We start from the raw sequence: 15,836 nt of genomic DNA, 5'->3' as shown, positions 1-15,836 counted from the left end.
TGTTCAGGAGAGCAGGAAGTACATGGAGCTGGACAAGGCACTCGACCTCATCGCCGACGTGCCGGACTTTCCGGAACCCGGCGTGCTGTTCCGGGATCTGAGCCCGTTGTTCGCCGACGCGGCGGGCTTCAAGGCCGTCACCGACGGTCTGGCCGCCACCGTCGATCCCGACGCCGACCTGCTGGCCGGTGTGGAAGCGCGCGGGTTCCTGCTGGCCGCCGCCGTCGGCTACGCCCGTGGTCTCGGTGTGGCGCTGATCCGTAAGCCCGGAAAGCTGCCCCGGGTCGCGGGCAGGGTCGGGTACACGCTGGAATACGGCACCGCGACCGTCGAACTGCCCGAAGGCGTGGTCCGACCGGGCCAGCGTGTCGCGGTCCTCGACGACGTTCTCGCCACCGGCGGCACGGTCGCGGCCACCTGCAAGCTGCTGGAGGACGCGAAGGTGCAGGTCACCGGTGTTTCAGTGGTCATGGAACTCGGCGCGCTCGGTGGTCGTTCCGTGCTTGAAGGGCGTCGTGTGGAGGCCCTCCGGGTGTGTTGAACGGGCGTACCAAGTGAGCCGCGAGGGGGAGCGGTTACCCTTGACGTCCGAAGGCCGCACGAAGCGCAGGAGGTGCGGGTGAGCCAAGAGCTCGATGCCGCGGTGTCCTCGAAGGACGGCACCGAGCAGAACGGTGCGGGGCGACAGGGGGCCGCGCCGACGCCGTCCGCGACGCGCCGGGTCCGTGCCCGTCTCGCCCGCCGGATCACCGCGCAGCGCGCCGCGCCGGTCAAGCAGGTCCTCGAACCGCTCGCCGTCATCCACCGCGAGCTGCATCCCAACGCGGACCTCGCGCAGCTCCAGCGCGCCTACGACGTCGCCGAGGAGCTTCACCGGGAGCAGCGGCGCAAGTCCGGCGACCCGTACATCACGCACCCGCTCGCGGTCGCGACCATCCTCGCCGAACTCGGCATGGACACCACGACGCTGGTCGCGGCGCTGCTGCACGACACCGTCGAGGACACCGGCTACTCGCTGGAGAGCCTGAAGGCCGACTTCGGGGAGAAGGTCGGCGAGCTCGTCGACGGCGTCACCAAGCTGGACAAGGTCAAACTCGGCACGGCCGCGGAGGCCGAGACCATCCGCAAGATGGTCATCGCGATGGCGCGCGACCCGCGGGTGCTGGTCATCAAGCTGGCCGACCGGCTGCACAACATGCGCACGATGCGCTTCCTGCCGCCGGAGAAGCAGGCCCGCAAGGCGCGCGAGACCCTGGAAGTCCTCGCCCCGCTGGCGCACCGGCTCGGCATGGCGACGGTCAAATGGGAGCTGGAGGACCTGGCGTTCGCCATCCTGCAGCCGAAGAAGTACGACGAGATCGTCCGCCTGGTCGCCGATCGCGCGCCTTCGCGCGACACGTACCTGCGGTCCGTGATCACGGAGCTGACCGGCAACCTCGAAGGCTCGCGGATCACCGCCAAGGTCGAGGGCAGGCCGAAGCACTACTACTCGATCCACCAGAAGATGATCGTCCGCGGGCGCGACCTCGACGACATCCACGACCTGGTGGGCGTGCGGATCCTGGTCGAGGACGTCCGCGACTGCTACGCCGCGATGGGTGTCGTCCACGCGCTGTGGCAGCCGGTCCCCGGCCGGTTCAAGGACTACATCGCGCAGCCCCGGTTCGGCGTCTACCAGTCGTTGCACACCACGGTGATCGGCCCGGACGGCAAGCCGCTGGAAGTGCAGATCCGTACCTACGAGATGCACCGCACCGCCGAGTACGGCATCGCCGCGCATTGGCGGTACAAGGAGACCAAGGGCACCCACAACGGGAACGCCATGGACGTCGACGAGATGGCGTGGATGCGCCAGCTCCTCGACTGGCAGCGTGAAGCCGCGGACCCGGGCGACTTCCTGGAGTCCCTGCGCTACGAACTCGCCTCGCGCGAGATCTTCGTGTTCACGCCCAAGGGCGACGTGATCACGCTGCCGGTCGATTCGACCCCGGTCGACTTCGCCTACGCCGTGCACACCGAGGTCGGGCACCGCTGCATCGGCGCCCGCGTCAACGGCAGGCTCGTCGCGCTCGAGCGCAAGCTGGAGAACGGCGAGGTCATCGAGATCTTCACCTCGAAGGCCGAGACGGCGGGCCCGAGCCGCGACTGGCTGCAGTTCGCCGGTTCGCCCAAGGCCCGCGCGAAGATCCGGCAGTGGTTCGCCAAGGAACGCCGCGACGAGGCGATCGAAGGCGGCAAGGAGGCCATCACCAAGGAGGTCCGCAAGGTCGGCCTCCCGATCCAGCGGCTGGTCTCCGCCGAATCGATGGGCGCGGTCGCCACCGAACTGCGGCACCCGGACATCAGCTCGCTGTACGCGGCCGTCGGCGAGGGCCACACCAGCGCGAAGCACGTCGTGCAACGGCTGGTCGCGCTCATCGGCGGCGTCGACGAGGCGGAAGAAGAACTCGCCGAGCGCGCGACACCGTCCACGGTCACCCGGCGGCGTGGTTCGAACGACGTCGGTGTCGTGGTGAAGGGCGCCAGCGACGTCTGGGCCAAGCTCGCCCGCTGCTGCACGCCGGTCCCAGGCGACGAGATCCTCGGTTTCGTCACCCGTGGCGGCGGTGTCAGCGTGCACCGGACGGACTGCACCAACGCCGACGATCTGACGGCGCAGCCCGAGCGGCTGGTCGAGGTCGAATGGGCGCCGTCGGCATCGTCGGTGTTCCTCGTCGCGATCCAGGTCGAGGCGCTGGATCGGCACCGCCTGCTTTCGGACGTCACCAAGGTCCTCGCGGACGAGAAGGTCAATATCCTGTCCGCGTCGGTGACGACGTCACGCGACAGGGTCGCGGTCAGCCGGTTCTCGTTCGAGATGGGCGACCCGAAGCACCTCGGACACGTGCTGAAGGTGGTCCGAGGCGTCGAAGGTGTCTACGACGTCTATCGGGTGACCTCGGCGTCCTAGCCGGTTCCCCGGACGAAGGCCCAGGCGCTGCGGTTGAGGGTGTCCTCGATCCCGGTGAAGCCTTCGGCCGGACTGATCCCTTCCTCGACCAGGTCGAGGTCCGGATCGTCGGCCGTGCCGCCGATCCCGTCGGGGCCGACGGCGAACATCACCGCCGGGTTCCCGCCGGGGTCCATGATCCCGGGTACGGCGTTGGCCGGGTCGGTGTGCCAGCTGCCCGACATGTGCCCCACCTCGTGACTGGTGATGTTGCCGACGGCGCGGCCGACGAACGCGATCTTGTCGCTGCCCGGCCCGACGTAGGTGTTGAGCGACCAGGCTGGCCCCGGCGGCGTGCTGATCTCGTCGAGCAGGACCAGCGCCGTCTCCTCCTTGCCGAAGTTGCCCGCGTCGATGGACTGCGCGATGCCGATGGTCTGGATACCGGACTCGACCGTGGTGCCGCCGACGACCACCCGGCTCACGTTCGGCTGTCCCCAGGGATCCGCGTGGTCCCGGCTGTTGAGGACACGCAGCGCGAACCTCGGGTTGGTGCCCTTGGCGACGAGGTCGCGTTCGAGGTTCTCCTTGACGGTGGCGACGATCGCGTCCGTCAGCGCGCGTTCGTCGCGGGCGGTGAGACCCCAACGCGGCAGGAAGGCCGAGAGCGGTGAGAGATCGCGGATACCGCCACCGGTGCCGAAGATCGAGGTGTTGACCCTGGCGCCGTCGAAGTCGAGGAAGATCGTGTGCACGCTGCCGCGCGGAGCGGTCTCCGTGCCGGGACGGAACGCTTCTAGTTTGATGTCGTACGCGCCTTCGCCCGCTTCGACGCCGAGCCGGTAGCGGCCCTCTTTCGGCGCCACGAAGTCCACGACGGCGTTGCCGCCGCCGGGCATCGGAGAGGCCGTCGAGAAGATCGAGGTGGCGTCCTGCGAGGAACCGAAGACCTCTCGCCCGGCCGGGTCGTACACCACCAGCCGTGTCCCGCCGCCCGCCACCGACGCGCCCAGCACGTCCCCGGCACGCAGGTCGAACGAGTAGTAGTCGAGGTCGCCACCGCTGAGGCCGCTGGTGATCGTCAGGTCGTACGGCCCCTCGGTCCGGACACCGGCGCCGGTGCCCGGCTTCTTCGGGTCGGCGGGGAGACCGGAGCCCACCATGAGGAAGAACTCCCGGCCCGGCGGGATGGTGAACGAAAGCGCCGAGTCGGTGGACCCGCCGGCGTTGTCGTTGATCGCCCACAGGCCGTCTTTGTCGTACAGCGCCAGGAGCGTGTCGAGATCGCCGGTCGGTGTGAGGGTCCGCGCCGTGAACGTCACCGGGGCGGCTCCCGCACTCAAGCGGTAGAAGTCGAAGTCACCCGTGCCGTCACCGGCGCTGCCGTAGGGCCCGTCGCCGATGATGCCGGTCGTGCGGACGGCCCGGCGGGTGACGCCGACCCCGGTTTCGCTCGCGAGACCCACCGCGTCGCTGGGCTCGGCGGCAGGCGGAAGCGTGGGGATCGAGGCGTCCGGCTTGAGGTCGCCGGTCAGCCGGACCTTGGAGTTCTCGGTGCGCCGGGTACCGAATCCGGTGATGTGTTCGGCTTTGGCGAGGGAATCGTTGGCGCCGCTGGTTCCGGGTGGTTCTTTTTCTTTGTAAGGCAACGGGTTCTGAGCCGATGCCTGGGATCGCGCTTGGGTCTTCGCCGCTCGGTCGCGGAGGACGGCGGCCCAGTCCGCCGTCACCGGGCGATACGGGAACATCAGCAGCGGGTCGGGCTGGATCCGTCCGGGCTCCGCCGCGGACTGGCCGCTCAGCAGGGCCGAAGTGAGCAAGACGGTCGTGAGAATTCCGAGCACGCGTCCGGCCATCGAGTTCCCCCTAGCTCGTTGGACGACCAGAAAACCACAGGGGGAACGCGCTGCAAGCCGCCTTTCGGAGGCTTGTTGGCCACATCCGGCTGGTTCGGGTGGAGGCGCGCACTTAGGGTGCGGAACATGACTGACGGGTTCGATTTCACTCGCGACGGCGAGGTCGCGCGGCTGACGTTCACCAGGCCGGAGAAGATGAACGCGATCACCTACGGGATGTGGTCGGCGATCCCGGACGTGGTGGCGCGGGTGGAGGCGGACCCGGCGATCAAGGTCCTGGTCCTGACCGGCGCGGGCGCGCATTTCTCGGCGGGCGCGGACATCAGCGAGTTCCGTGACCTGCGGTCCACCGCCGACGCGGCCGAGACCTACGACAAGGCCGTCGACAGCGCGGTGGCGGCGCTGACGGCGTCGCGGAAGCCGACGGTCGCGATGATCCAGGGGAACTGCATCGGTGGCGGTTGCCAGATCTCGGTCGCCTGCGACTTCCGGTTCGCCGCGGAGGGCTCGCGGTTCGGCATCACGCCGGCGAAGCTCGGCATCGTCTACCACTTCGACTCGACCCGGCGGCTGGTCTCACTGGTCGGCCCCGCGCACGCGAAGTACTTCTTGCTCTCGGGCGAACTCGTCGACGCGCGGCGGGCGCGGGAGATCGGCCTGCTCAACGAAGTCTTCCCGGCCGGCGAGCTGGAGGCGTCGACGGCGAAGTTCGTCGAGACGTTGGTTTCGCGGTCGCAGGCGTCGGTGCGCGGGATGAACCGGATCATCGAGAAGATCGTCGCGGGACAACAGGAATCCGACGCCGAGGTGGACGAGATCCGGCTCGGCGCCCTGCACGGCGAGGACTACGCCGAGGGTGTGGCCGCCTTCCTCGCGCGGAGGCCGCCGAAGTTCACCTACCGCTGAGGCCGCGCATTTAGTCAGGGACAAGCCAAATATGGCGTGATCGAGTCTCTTGTCGAGCAGGTCTTCTACGTTGGCTTCAGGGCAGGGTCTTCGTGGCGCAGCCTGAATGGGTCCGCATGGGTGGAGGTTCCCAATGTCGCATTTGAAACGCTGACCGTCTCAAATGCGACATTGGGAACCTCCACCGCCGAGATCGCGAGCTCGCCCTCGTATTTGCCGTACCGAGCGCCAGGCAGTACGGTCCCGAGCGCCACGTTCGAGACGGTGAGCGTCCCAGGCGTGGCGCTCGGGACATACTCACCGACCCAGAGCGAGCCGGCTAGATCTCGTCCCAGGGGTTGCTCTCGTACGCCTCGGTCAGGATCCGCTGAGCCTCCGGCGCGAACGGCAGTACGACGTCGTCCACGGACGCCACCGGCCAGCCGACCGACTCCGAGTTCGTCAGGAACATGGCGTCGAATCCCGGCAGATCCGCCGGACGGACATCGCGGGTCTCCTGCGGGACCCCGTGACGCGTCAAGCCGCGACGGATCAGCTGCTGCGTGATCCCGTCGAGTACGGGGGCCTGCGGCCAGACCACCGTGCCGCCGTCGAGGAAGCCGACGTTCCAGATCGACGCCTCGCTGATCCGGCCCTGGTAGTCGACGAACACCGCGTCGTCGTAGCCCGCCATCATCGCCTCGCGCGAGTGGTGGACCAGGCCGAACCCGCCGACGTGCTTGACCTCCGGCAGCACCCGTTCGTAGCGCACCGAGCGCAGGCGCAGCGGTGTCAGCTCGTGGTCCTTCGGCGGTGCGGTCCGGACGAGGACGTCCGGGGCGGCGGGCGCGCCGGGATCGGACCAGTCCATCGCGCGCGAGAAGATCAGCACCCGCACGGACAGCGCGTCCTCGCCCTGGATCGCCTGCCGGACGTATCCGCGCACCGCCTCGGTGTCGAGGTCGCTCGCGAACAGCCGCCGCGTGCTCGTCACGAGCCGGTCCAGATGGACGTCCAGACCGCGGACCTTGCCGTCGCGGACCTGCATCGCGGTGAAGTGGGCATAACCGAACGCGCCCGCCAGGTCTTCCGACCGGGCGGGCGCGCCGTTGATCTCCAACTTCACGTCAGCCGTTGACCGTGACGCCGGTGAACTTGACCTCGGTGTTGGGCGGGCCGGTCCCGTCGCCGTTGCCGGCCTGCGCGTTGGCGCCCGCCTTGGCGACCTTGTCGAGCACCTTCAGGCCCTCGTCGGAGATGCTGCCGAAGACCGAGTAGTCCGCGGGCAGTTCGGCCTCGCCGTAGACCATGAAGAACTGGCTTCCGCCGGAGTTCGGCTGCTGCGTCTTCGCCATCGCGAGGATGCCGCGGCCGTACTTGATCTCCTTGAACGCCTCGTCCGGCATCGTGTAGCCCGGGCCGCCCATGCCGCTGGCCTCGGGGTCACCGCACTGCAGCATCTGCAGGCCGGTGGTGCCGAGCCGGTGGCACTTGGTGTCGTTGAAGTAGCCCTGCTGCGAGAGGCTGATGAAGCTCTGGACGGCACACGGCGCGAGCCCCCGGTCCAGCGTCAGCGGGATGTCGCCCGCGGTGCTCTTCAGCACGACGTTCACGGTGCCGTTCGAGGAGACGCCCGCGCCCTCCGGCTTGTTGACCTTCTTCGACGCCTGCTTGCTGGCGTCGTCCTTGTAGTCGCAGGTCACCGGGTTTGCCAGCGGCGTCGGCCGCTTCGGCATCGGAGTGCGCTCCGTGGGGATGGTGACCTCGGGGGTCGGAGGAGCCGAGCTCGGGGAAGCGTCGGAGGCGGCGTCGTCACCACTGCTACTGCTGACGATCCACCACACCGCGCCTGCCACGATCGCGACGACGCCGACGACCGCCACCGAGCCGACGATCTTGCGTCGCTTGGCCCTCTCGGCCCGATGCACGATCTGTCGCTCGAGCTTGCGCTTCGCGGCTTCGCGGCGCTGCTGGTTGGTCGGCACCCGCCCTCCCGGTTTCCACTCGATGTCACACGTCTGAGGTAGCGGAAGTCTATGGGCACAGCCTGTGAGGCCCCCGTAGAGGGGCCGCTAGGCTTACTTGATCGTGATCAGGGCCATCCTGTCACCTGTTCGGCGGAAGATCTGAGGAGGCGTTTCGTGCTGGTTGTCGGATTTCCGACAGGCCCCCTCGAAGCCAACTGCTACCTGCTCGCCGCGGACGGCGGCAAGGAGTGCGTGATCGTCGATCCCGGCGAGGACGTCGGCGAACCGCTCGAAGCCGCACTTTCCGGACACGGCCTGACGCCGGTCGCGATGCTCGCCACCCACGGCCACCCGGACCACGTCGCCTCGGCGGACGAGGTCGGCGCGCGCCACGGGATACCTCTCTATCTGCACGAGGCGGACCGGCCGCTCCTGGAGCCGGGCGCCGGGGAACGGAAGGACGGGATCGTGCCACTCGTCGATGGCCCGCTCAGGCTGGCCGGGCTGGAGATCACGGTGTCCCGCACACCGGGACACACGGCCGGTTCGGTGGTCTTCGGGCTGACCTCGGCCGAAGGCGGCCGGATCGTGCTCACCGGGGACAGCCTGTTCGCCGGTTCGATCGGCCGGTCCGACGACGACGGCGGCGAACTCGTGCGGTCACTGGACACCAAGGTGATGACCCTGCCGGACGACACGGTGGTCCTGCCGGGGCACGGCCCGGCCACGACGATCGGGCAGGAGCGGGCGGGCAACCCGTTCCTGGCCGGGACGGGCGCGTGATGACAGAGCCGACCGGGACGCCCGAGACCCCTGAGCGTCTCCCGCTGTTCCACGACGACCCCAAACTGCGCCGCAGGCGCGGCTGCTCCAGCATCGCGGGCGTGGTGATCTTCGCGGCCGCGTTCGGCGGGATCGCCGGGCTGATCGGCGGCGAGATCGCCGGGCTCGTGGTCGCCGGGGTGATCGCGGTGCCGCTGGTCTACATCATGCTGTACAACCTGCGCCGCCGGATCTGGCTCGAAGGCGAAACGCTCATCGTGCGGACGTGGGGTGTCCGGCGGATCGACCTGACCGCGGCCGAGCGCATCGACCTGGTGATCAGCGACGTGCGCGGCACCCGGACGGTCAGCCTGCTGGTCAACGCGGGCAAACGCCGCAAGGTGGCGAAGGTCGACCTGGCCGTGTATTCCGGCGCGGGCGGCCGCGAACTCGGCATCCTGCAGCTGCGCAAACTGGCGAACGCGCTGCTGAACAACACCGACGCGAACGGCCTGGTGTTCTCGGAACTGCTGGTGGCGCAGCTGAAGTCGGAGGCGCGCGGGGACGCGGCGGCGGAACGGCCGCTCTACCGGCTGGCCTCGGCGGCACCCGGCGGGAAGTACATCCAGCGGTTCACGATGGAGGCCGTCAGCCGTTTCGTGGCGACACTCGACTAGCTTCCAGCTTCTCCAGCCGCGCCTTGATCTCTTCGAGCTGGTAGACGATCTCCGGCAGCTCGCCCGCGGCGAAGGTGGCCAGCCGCTCGGAGTGCTTGAGCGTCGCCCGCACGTCGTCGACCGCGGCGGCGATCTTCGGGACCGCCTCGACGGCTTGCAGCGTCGAGACGAGTACGCGCCGCGCGACGGCGGTCAGCTGCCTCGGGACGGCGAAAACGGCGTCGAACATGGCCCCTCCGATCACGCGGCGAACCTCGGGTGCGGCCTCTTCGTACCCGACTCCGGCCCGTGATCGCGAGGGGGACTCGCCCTTTGGGGTGCCTGTGACTACAGGGACTCTTGAGGCTCCCGCGAGGCGATCAGCGCGGCCAGCACGGTGGTGACCGGGACCGCCGCGACGATGCCGACGCTGCCGGCCAGCGTCCGCACGATCTCCTGCGCGATGTCCTCCGCGCCGAGGATCGAGCCGAGACCGACCCCCGATAGCGACGTGTACAGCAGCACCGGCAACGCCGCCCCCGCGTACGCCATCACGAGGGTGTTGACCGCCGAGCCGACGTGGTCACGGCCGATCCGCAGGCCCGCGCCGTAGAGCTCGCGCCAACCGAGCGACGGGTTCGCCCGCCGCAGTTCCCACACCGCGCTCGTCTGCGTCACCGTGACGTCGTCCAGCACACCGAGCGCGCCGATCACGACACCCGCCAGAAGCAGCCCCCGCGCGTCGATCCCGTGCCCGAGCGAGCCGATCAGCTGCGAGGTGCTGTCGTCGAGCCCGGTCAGCGACGCCGCGGCCGAGAAGATCGCCGACAGGACACCGATCAGGATCAGGCTCACCAGCGTGCCCAGCACCGCCACCGAGGTTCTCGCGGACAGCCCGTGCGTCAGGTACAGCGCGACGAACATGATCGCCCCCGCGCCCGCGATCGCCACCAGCAACGGGCTTTCCCCGGCGAGGATCGACGGCAGCACGAACAGCGCCAGCACCAGGAAGCTCAGCCCCAGCGCGATCAGCGCGGCGAGCCCCTGCCAGCGGCCCAGCACGATCACCGCGAGCGCGAACAGCCCGGCGAGCAGCAGCAACGGCGTGCCACGCTGGAAGTCGACGATCTGGAACGACGCGGGATTCGCGACGTCGCCGCCGTTGTAGGACAGCACCACCTTGTCGCCCGCGGCGAACCGCGGCGTGCTCGGCTCGATCGGGAGCGTCAGCTTCAGCGGCTTCCCGGCCCCGGGGCCGTCGGTCATCGTCACTTCGCTGGTGAGACACGGTTTCGCGTCCGGCGGCGGTTCGCCGACCTGGACCTGGCCTTCGGCGAGGCACGGTCCGGTGATCGTCGCGGTGACCGTGGCGCTCACCGGGGTCCCCTGGGGGAACACGCTTTTCGCCGGATCCTTGCCCCACGGGTAGAGCAGGATCATGCCGGCGACGGTCGCGACGGCGAGCGGGACCAGGAGCCACATCAGCAGCAGCCGGACCCGGCGCGACGCGGGCGCGGCGGGACCGTGACCGTGCGAGTGCCCGTGACCGTGTCCGACCGGCTCGGCTTTGGGCTCGGGCTTCGGTTCCGGTTTCGGCTCGGGCGCGCGTCGCTTGCCCGGTTCGGCCGATCGGGGCCGCTGGCCCGGCGGCCGGGGACGTCGCGTGCCCTCCGGCGGCGGGGTCCGGCGCGGCGAACGGGACGTTCCGGGCGAACGATCGGACGGGGTGTCCGTTACCCGGCGAATCGGGCCGGTGTCGTCGTCGGAGATGTCGCGGCGGTTCACTCGCACATCCTCCACAGTCCGTGCCGCGTGCCGCACACGGCCTAGCCGAACGCCTGCCTGAGGTGGACCCGGCGATAGGCCGAAGGCGGGGTGTCGAAGTGGTCGAGGAACGCTTGGCGCAGGGTTTCGGTCGACCCGAAGCCGCACCGCCGCGCGATCGACGTGAGCGGGAGTTCGGTGCCGCACAACAGTTTCGCCGCGTTCTCGGTCCTCGCCGCCCGCACGTACCTGCTGGGCGTGGTGCTCAGATGCGCGTCGAACAACCGGGTCAGCTGCCGGGTGCTGATGCCCGCCCGCTCGGCGAGGACAGTGGTGCCGAGATCACCCGCCAGGTGCTCGGCGACGTACGCGGTGATGTCGCGGACCAGCCGGTTCTCCGGCGGCGGACCGGACAGGAACATGCTCACCTGCGCCTGATTGCCCGGTCGCTGCAGATAGGTGACCAGCATGCGGGCGACCTCCCTGGCGAGGCTGGGGCCGTGATCGTCTTCGACGAACGCGAGGGCGAGGTCGATCCCGCTGGTGACGCCCGCGGCCGTGTAGACGTTCCCGTCGCGCACGTACAGCGGCACCGGGTCGACGTTGACCTGCGGATAGTTCGTGGCGAGCCGGTTCGCGAACCGCCAATGGGTGGTGGCGCGGCGCCCGTTGAGCAGCCCGCACGCGGCGAGCACGGTGGCGCCGGTGCACACCGAGGCGACGCGACGGCTGTGCTGCGTGAGCCTGCGGATGTGGGTGACGAACCGCGGATCGGCGGCGGCGGCCTCGTGCCCGGTGCCGCCCGCGACGATCAGCGTGTCCAGTTCGCCGGTCACCTGGTCGAGCCGGTGCTGTGCCTGCAGCGTCAGCCCGGACTCACAGCGGATGCCGCGGCCGTCGACGCTGGCGAGCATGATCTCGTAGCCCGGCTTGCCGCCGAGTTTGGTCGCGGCGTCCAGAACGTCGGCCGGACCGGCGATATCGAGCATCTCGGCATTGCTGTAGCCGACGATCAACACTCTTCTGGGTGAACCCGGCATGATCGAACGCTAGCAGTAGCGCCCGGCCGTCGGACGTAGTTCGCAGGAATCCGGACATCCGGCCCGCCTCGGCGGCGTCCCTGCGACACCGTTGTCCCATGACAGACGACAAGAAGATCATCGCGTTCGTGGTGTACCCGGGGATGACGCCGCTCGACATGGTCGGACCGCTGACCGTGCTGGACGGGATGGCGAGTTCGGCGCAGGAGTACCGGACGGTCGTGGTCGGCGAGACGAAGGAACCGGTCACCACCGACAACCCGCTGAAGCTCGTGGCGACCCACACCTACGACGAGGTCCCGTCGCCGTACGCGCTGCTCGTGCCCGGCGGCGCCGCGCCGACGCTGAAGGCGCTCGCCGACGAGAAGCTGGTCGGCTACCTGCGGACCGCCGGGGCGAACGCGGAACTCGTGACCTCGGTGTGCACCGGATCGCTGTTGCTGGGGCAGGCAGGCCTGCTGGAGGGCCGCAAGGCCGCGACGCACTGGATGTTCCGGGAGTTCCTGCGCGCGTTCGGGGCGGAGCCGGTCGCCGAGCGCTGGGTCGAGGACGGGAACGTGATCACCGCCGCCGGGGTGTCGGCGGGGATCGACCTCGCGCTGCACCTGGTCGAGCGGCTCGTCGGCGCCGAGATCGCGCGGACGATCCAGTTCGTCATCGAGTACGACCCGGAGCCGCCGCAGGGCCCGCTCGACTGGTCGAAGCGGCCGTACGGGGACCTCAAGCCGTTGCTGGAACACACACTGAACGACGCGCTCGCGGACGAACCCGCCCTGAGGGACAAGCTGCTCGCGCACACCGGGCAGTGAGGGGCGGCCATCCGGGTGAGAAACCGCCGAAACGGGGACAGCGCCGGGTTACATTCTGGTCATCCGTCCAGGTGATAGGTGGTCCGTGGAGTTCCAGGTGCTCGGCCCGCTCGGGGCCTCCGTCCCGCTCCCGTCGGCGGCTCAGCCCCGGCGGGTGCTCGCCGTGCTCCTGACCAGGCCGAACGAGTTCGTCCACCGGGACACCCTCGTGGACGAACTCTGGCCGCGGGACCCGCCGTCGAGCGCCGCCGCGGTCGTGCAGATGGCGATTTCCAAGCTGCGCAAGGCGTTGTCACCCGGAGTGCCGGTGGACGACGTCCGGCAGCGGCTGCGGGCGGGCCGTGGCGGGTACCGGCTGACGGTGTCGGAAGGGGAGCTGGACGTCACCGGTTTCTCCGGACTGGCCGCCGCTGCCGCGACCGCGACCGGCGCCGAACGCAGGGCGCTGCTCGAACGGGCACTGGGGTTGTGGCGCGGCCGGGCGTTCGCCGACGTCCCGGCCGGTCCGCTGGTGGAGGCGCACCGGCTGTGGCTCGAAGACCAGCGGTGTTCCGTACTGGGCAAACTCGTGGAGCTGGAGTTGGCGGCCGGAGACCACAAAGCGGTCGCCGACCGGTTGGGACCGGAGCTGGCCACTCGGCCGGGTGACGAGCGCCTGTCCGGGTGGCTCGCCGAGGCGCTGCACGGACTCGGACGGCGGGACGCCGCACTGGCCGTCCTCGACAGGTGCCGTCAGGCGCTGTGGGAGCAAGCCGGTGTCTCACCGGGGGAGGGCCTGCTCGCGATCCACCGCCGGATCGCCGGAACGGGCTGGTCGGCGGGCGGCCCACCGTGCCGTCTTCCCCTGGCGACACCGGATTTCACCGGCAGGGCGGACGAACTCGCGGACGTCGTCCGCGCACTGCGGACTCCCGCGCCGGTCGTCGTGCACGGCGCGGCGGGAGCGGGCAAGAGCGCGCTGGCCGTCCAAGCCGCCTGGCGGATGCGCAAGCGGTTCCCGGACGGTCAGCTCGTCGCCGACCTGCGGGAGACCGGCGACGTGCTCGCGGGATTCCTTCGCGCGCTCGGCCTCGCGGACACGGAACTCCCCGCCGACCGGGCCGGGTTGATTTCGTTGTGGCAGAGCCACACCGCGGACCGGCGACTGCTGGTGGTCCTCGAGAACTGCCGGTCCGAGGCCGAGGTTCGGCCGTTGCTGCCGAGCGGTCCCGGTTGCGCGACGATCGTCACGACGCGACGACGGCTGGCCGGGCTCGTCGGCGCGAAGCCGGTCGAGGCCGGTCCGCTGTCCTACGCCGAAGCGCGCGCACTGCTCGGTGCGATCGCCGGGGAGGAGCGGCTGTCCGCCGAACCCGACGCCGTCCGCCGGGTGCTGGCCTGCTGCGACGGGCTCGCGCTGGCCGTGCGGGTGGCGGGGATGAAGCTGGTGCAGCGGCCGAGACTGCGGGTCGCCGAGTTCGCGACGCGGCTGGAGAACGAGCGCCTGCGCCTCGACGAACTCGCCGTCGGAGACCTGGCGGTCCGCCCGGTGCTCGCCGAAGCCCTCGCCGAGCTTTCGCCGGGGCAGCGAAACTCCTTGCGATTGCTCACTTTTCCCGGCGCGACCGAGGCCGCCGACTGGTTCGCGACGGCTCTGCTGGGCTGTTCGTCTCGGCAGGCGGCCGATCTGCTCGACGAACTGGCGGACGATCATCTGCTGCGGGCCGAGCCGGATCAGGCCGGTTTCCTCCGGTACCGGCTGCCGGGACTGGTCCGGCTCGCGCACCGGGAACCGCCGGATCCCGTAGCGCTCCGGCGTGCGCTGACGGTCATGGCGGCTTTGGCCGAACACGCGTCCGCCGTACTCGGCGCCGAGTACCCGCCGCCCCGGCCCTTCGACGCGCCGGCGGTGGCTTCGGATCGGGTCGCGGCCGATCCGATCGGCTGGCGCGCCACGGAGTCCGCGAACCTCGCGCTCGCCGTCCGGACCGCGAAGAACCACGGCTGGACCGAGCTGACCGCGCGGCTGGCCGACGCCTACAGCGACCTCGTCGGTCCCCGGAACGGGGGTTCGCCCGCCTGGCTCGGCTTCGACATCGTGCGCGCTCGTCTCGACCTTCCCGCCGAGGCCGAGAAACTCTTGAAGCTCGGGCATTCCCACGCCGACGCGGGGGATCTGGCACGGGCGAGGACGTGTTTCTCACTGGCCGAGGCCCGGTTCCGCTCCTCGGGCGATCCGCGGGGGACCGGGGCCGCGCTCGTCGCGCTCGCCGACGTCGACGCTGATTCCGGCCGGACCCACTCGGCGGTCGGCGCGCTGCGGGAGGCGCTGGACCTGTTGCGGGATTGCGGTGACCTCGCCGGGCAGGCGATGGCGTCGTCCCAGTTCGGGTCGCTCTGGGACGACCTCGGCGACTTCCGGCTGGCGAAGGAATGCTTCGACGCGAGTCTGCTCCTTTCGCTGCATTGCGAGGACAGGCAGCAGCACGACCGATCCGCCAAGCGGTACGCCGACGTCCTCCGGCGGCACGATCGCCTGGACGAGGCCGGTGATCTGCTGACGAGCGCGCTGAGCGGCACCCGCAGCTCGCGTGAACGCCACTGGGAGGCGCACGTCCTGCGCAGTCTCGGTGATCTCCACGCGAAGGCGGGCGACGCGGGGGAGAGCGAACGCTGTCTTTCGCGTTCGCTGGAGCTGTTCGAGGACGTCGGGCATCGGCACGCCGCCGCGTACACGCATCGGAGTTTCGGCGAGTCTCTGCGGCTTGCGGGCGAGCACGCCCGGTCGGCGGAGCATCTGGGACTCGCGATGAGCACCTTCCGCGAGCTCGGTGACCGCCGGGGCGGCGGATACGCCTTGCTCAGCTTCGGGCGTCTACGGGCGGACGAAGGCGTCGCGACCGAAGCCGCCGAAGGGCTTCGTACCGCCGCGGGGCTGTTCCGTGAACTGGGATTCCCGGTGTGGGAATTGCGCGCGCTCAAGGACCTTTCCGCCGTCGACACGGGCGGACGCCAGCGGGATCGGGCTCGTGAAGCCTTGACGAAGATCCGCTTCGGCGTGACCCCGGCATAGCCCGGCGAGGGACCACAGGCCGCCGAGTTTGGCGAAGTTATGGCCCCGGTGTGTTGACTCTCGCTCAGGTGAGCGGACTTCGCGCCGCCGCGAAATCGCGGAACTGGGGGTGGCGG

The 15,836-nt window shown here is 70.0% G+C and carries 13 protein-coding genes; 7 read left to right on the top strand and 6 right to left on the bottom strand.

All coding sequences use genetic code 11. The features are described from left to right. Positions 1-22: 22 nt before the first annotated feature. Entirely contained in the window at positions 23-541 is a 519-nt protein-coding gene (locus B0293_RS36575) for an adenine phosphoribosyltransferase (protein ID WP_005159057.1), read from the top strand. Between the two features lie 78 nt (positions 542-619). Continuing rightward, a complete protein-coding gene (locus B0293_RS36570; protein ID WP_005159055.1) occupies positions 620-2,950 on the top strand; it encodes a RelA/SpoT family protein in 2,331 nt (776 codons plus the stop codon). Here B0293_RS36570 and B0293_RS36565 read toward each other — a convergent pair. Further along, on the bottom strand, positions 2,947-4,785 hold the full coding sequence (locus B0293_RS36565) for a PPC domain-containing protein (protein WP_005159053.1): 1,839 nt from the start codon (positions 4,783-4,785) through the stop codon (positions 2,947-2,949). The two genes, B0293_RS36570 and B0293_RS36565, sit on opposite strands and share 4 nt — an antisense overlap. Before the next feature lie 126 nt (positions 4,786-4,911). Here B0293_RS36565 and B0293_RS36560 point away from each other — a divergent pair, with 126 nt between their 5' ends. Beyond that, complete coding sequence (locus B0293_RS36560) at positions 4,912-5,691, top strand: enoyl-CoA hydratase/isomerase family protein (RefSeq protein WP_039918501.1); 780 nt, start codon at positions 4,912-4,914, stop codon at positions 5,689-5,691. A 319-nt stretch (positions 5,692-6,010) separates the two neighbouring features. Here the strand turns inward: B0293_RS36560 and B0293_RS36555 are convergent, their stop codons facing one another. Together B0293_RS36555 and B0293_RS36550 are read right to left on the bottom strand one after the other, a co-directional pair. Further along, entirely contained in the window at positions 6,011-6,796 is a 786-nt protein-coding gene (locus B0293_RS36555; RefSeq protein ID WP_005159049.1) for an aminotransferase class IV family protein, read from the bottom strand. 1 nt (position 6,797) lies between these two features. Beyond that, positions 6,798-7,655 carry a peptidylprolyl isomerase gene (locus B0293_RS36550; protein ID WP_005159047.1) on the bottom strand — a complete coding sequence of 286 codons (858 nt, stop codon included), beginning with the start codon at positions 7,653-7,655 and terminating at the stop codon, positions 6,798-6,800. 156 nt (positions 7,656-7,811) lie between these two features. Between B0293_RS36550 and B0293_RS36545 the strand changes: the two genes are divergently transcribed. Together B0293_RS36545 and B0293_RS36540 are read left to right on the top strand one after the other, a co-directional pair. Next, positions 7,812-8,420 carry an MBL fold metallo-hydrolase gene (locus tag B0293_RS36545; protein WP_005159045.1) on the top strand — a complete coding sequence of 203 codons (609 nt, stop codon included), beginning with the start codon at positions 7,812-7,814 and terminating at the stop codon, positions 8,418-8,420. Beyond that, the gene (locus B0293_RS36540) at positions 8,420-9,076 is read left to right on the top strand and encodes a hypothetical protein (RefSeq protein ID WP_039918498.1); all 657 of its coding nucleotides are present in this window, start codon (positions 8,420-8,422) and stop codon (positions 9,074-9,076) included. The genes B0293_RS36545 and B0293_RS36540 overlap by 1 nt, the downstream gene beginning before the upstream one ends. Here the strand turns inward: B0293_RS36540 and B0293_RS36535 are convergent. The 3 genes from B0293_RS36535 to B0293_RS36525 all read right to left on the bottom strand — a co-directional run bounded on the left by B0293_RS36535 (position 9,048) and on the right by B0293_RS36525 (position 11,859). Continuing rightward, positions 9,048-9,320, bottom strand: coding sequence for a hypothetical protein (locus B0293_RS36535; protein ID WP_245191969.1), 273 nt, complete (start codon positions 9,318-9,320; stop codon positions 9,048-9,050). The genes B0293_RS36540 and B0293_RS36535 overlap by 29 nt on opposite strands. Positions 9,321-9,403: 83 nt before the next feature. Next, entirely contained in the window at positions 9,404-10,840 is a 1,437-nt protein-coding gene (locus tag B0293_RS36530) for a YibE/F family protein (RefSeq protein WP_005159041.1), read from the bottom strand. A gap of 41 nt (positions 10,841-10,881) precedes the next feature. Further along, entirely contained in the window at positions 10,882-11,859 is a 978-nt protein-coding gene (locus tag B0293_RS36525) for a GlxA family transcriptional regulator (RefSeq protein WP_039918495.1), read from the bottom strand. Between the two features lie 98 nt (positions 11,860-11,957). Between B0293_RS36525 and B0293_RS36520 the strand changes: the two genes are divergently transcribed. Next, positions 11,958-12,668 carry a DJ-1/PfpI family protein gene (locus tag B0293_RS36520; RefSeq protein WP_005159039.1) on the top strand — a complete coding sequence of 237 codons (711 nt, stop codon included), beginning with the start codon at positions 11,958-11,960 and terminating at the stop codon, positions 12,666-12,668. A gap of 85 nt (positions 12,669-12,753) precedes the next feature. After that, complete coding sequence (locus tag B0293_RS36515) at positions 12,754-15,720, top strand: AfsR/SARP family transcriptional regulator (RefSeq protein ID WP_005159038.1); 2,967 nt, start codon at positions 12,754-12,756, stop codon at positions 15,718-15,720. Positions 15,721-15,836 lie beyond the last annotated feature (116 nt).

The organism is Amycolatopsis azurea DSM 43854, from assembly GCF_001995215.1.
Taxonomy (GTDB): domain Bacteria; phylum Actinomycetota; class Actinomycetes; order Mycobacteriales; family Pseudonocardiaceae; genus Amycolatopsis; species Amycolatopsis azurea.
The sequence above is the reverse complement of the archived record's forward strand: the minus strand, read 5'-3'. Positions and strand labels throughout refer to the sequence as shown.

Bases quoted from the DNA above. Each gene is read 5' to 3' on its own strand.
- B0293_RS36575 (WP_005159057.1), top strand. From the start codon at position 23: ATGGAGCTGGACAAGGCACTCGACCTCATCGCCGACGTGCCGGACTTT.
- B0293_RS36565 (WP_005159053.1), bottom strand. From the start codon at position 4,785: ATGGCCGGACGCGTGCTCGGAATTCTCACGACCGTCTTGCTCACTTCG.
- B0293_RS36560 (WP_039918501.1), top strand. From the start codon at position 4,912: ATGACTGACGGGTTCGATTTCACTCGCGACGGCGAGGTCGCGCGGCTG.
- B0293_RS36540 (WP_039918498.1), top strand. From the start codon at position 8,420: ATGACAGAGCCGACCGGGACGCCCGAGACCCCTGAGCGTCTCCCGCTG.
- B0293_RS36525 (WP_039918495.1), bottom strand. From the start codon at position 11,859: ATGCCGGGTTCACCCAGAAGAGTGTTGATCGTCGGCTACAGCAATGCC.
- B0293_RS36520 (WP_005159039.1), top strand. From the start codon at position 11,958: ATGACAGACGACAAGAAGATCATCGCGTTCGTGGTGTACCCGGGGATG.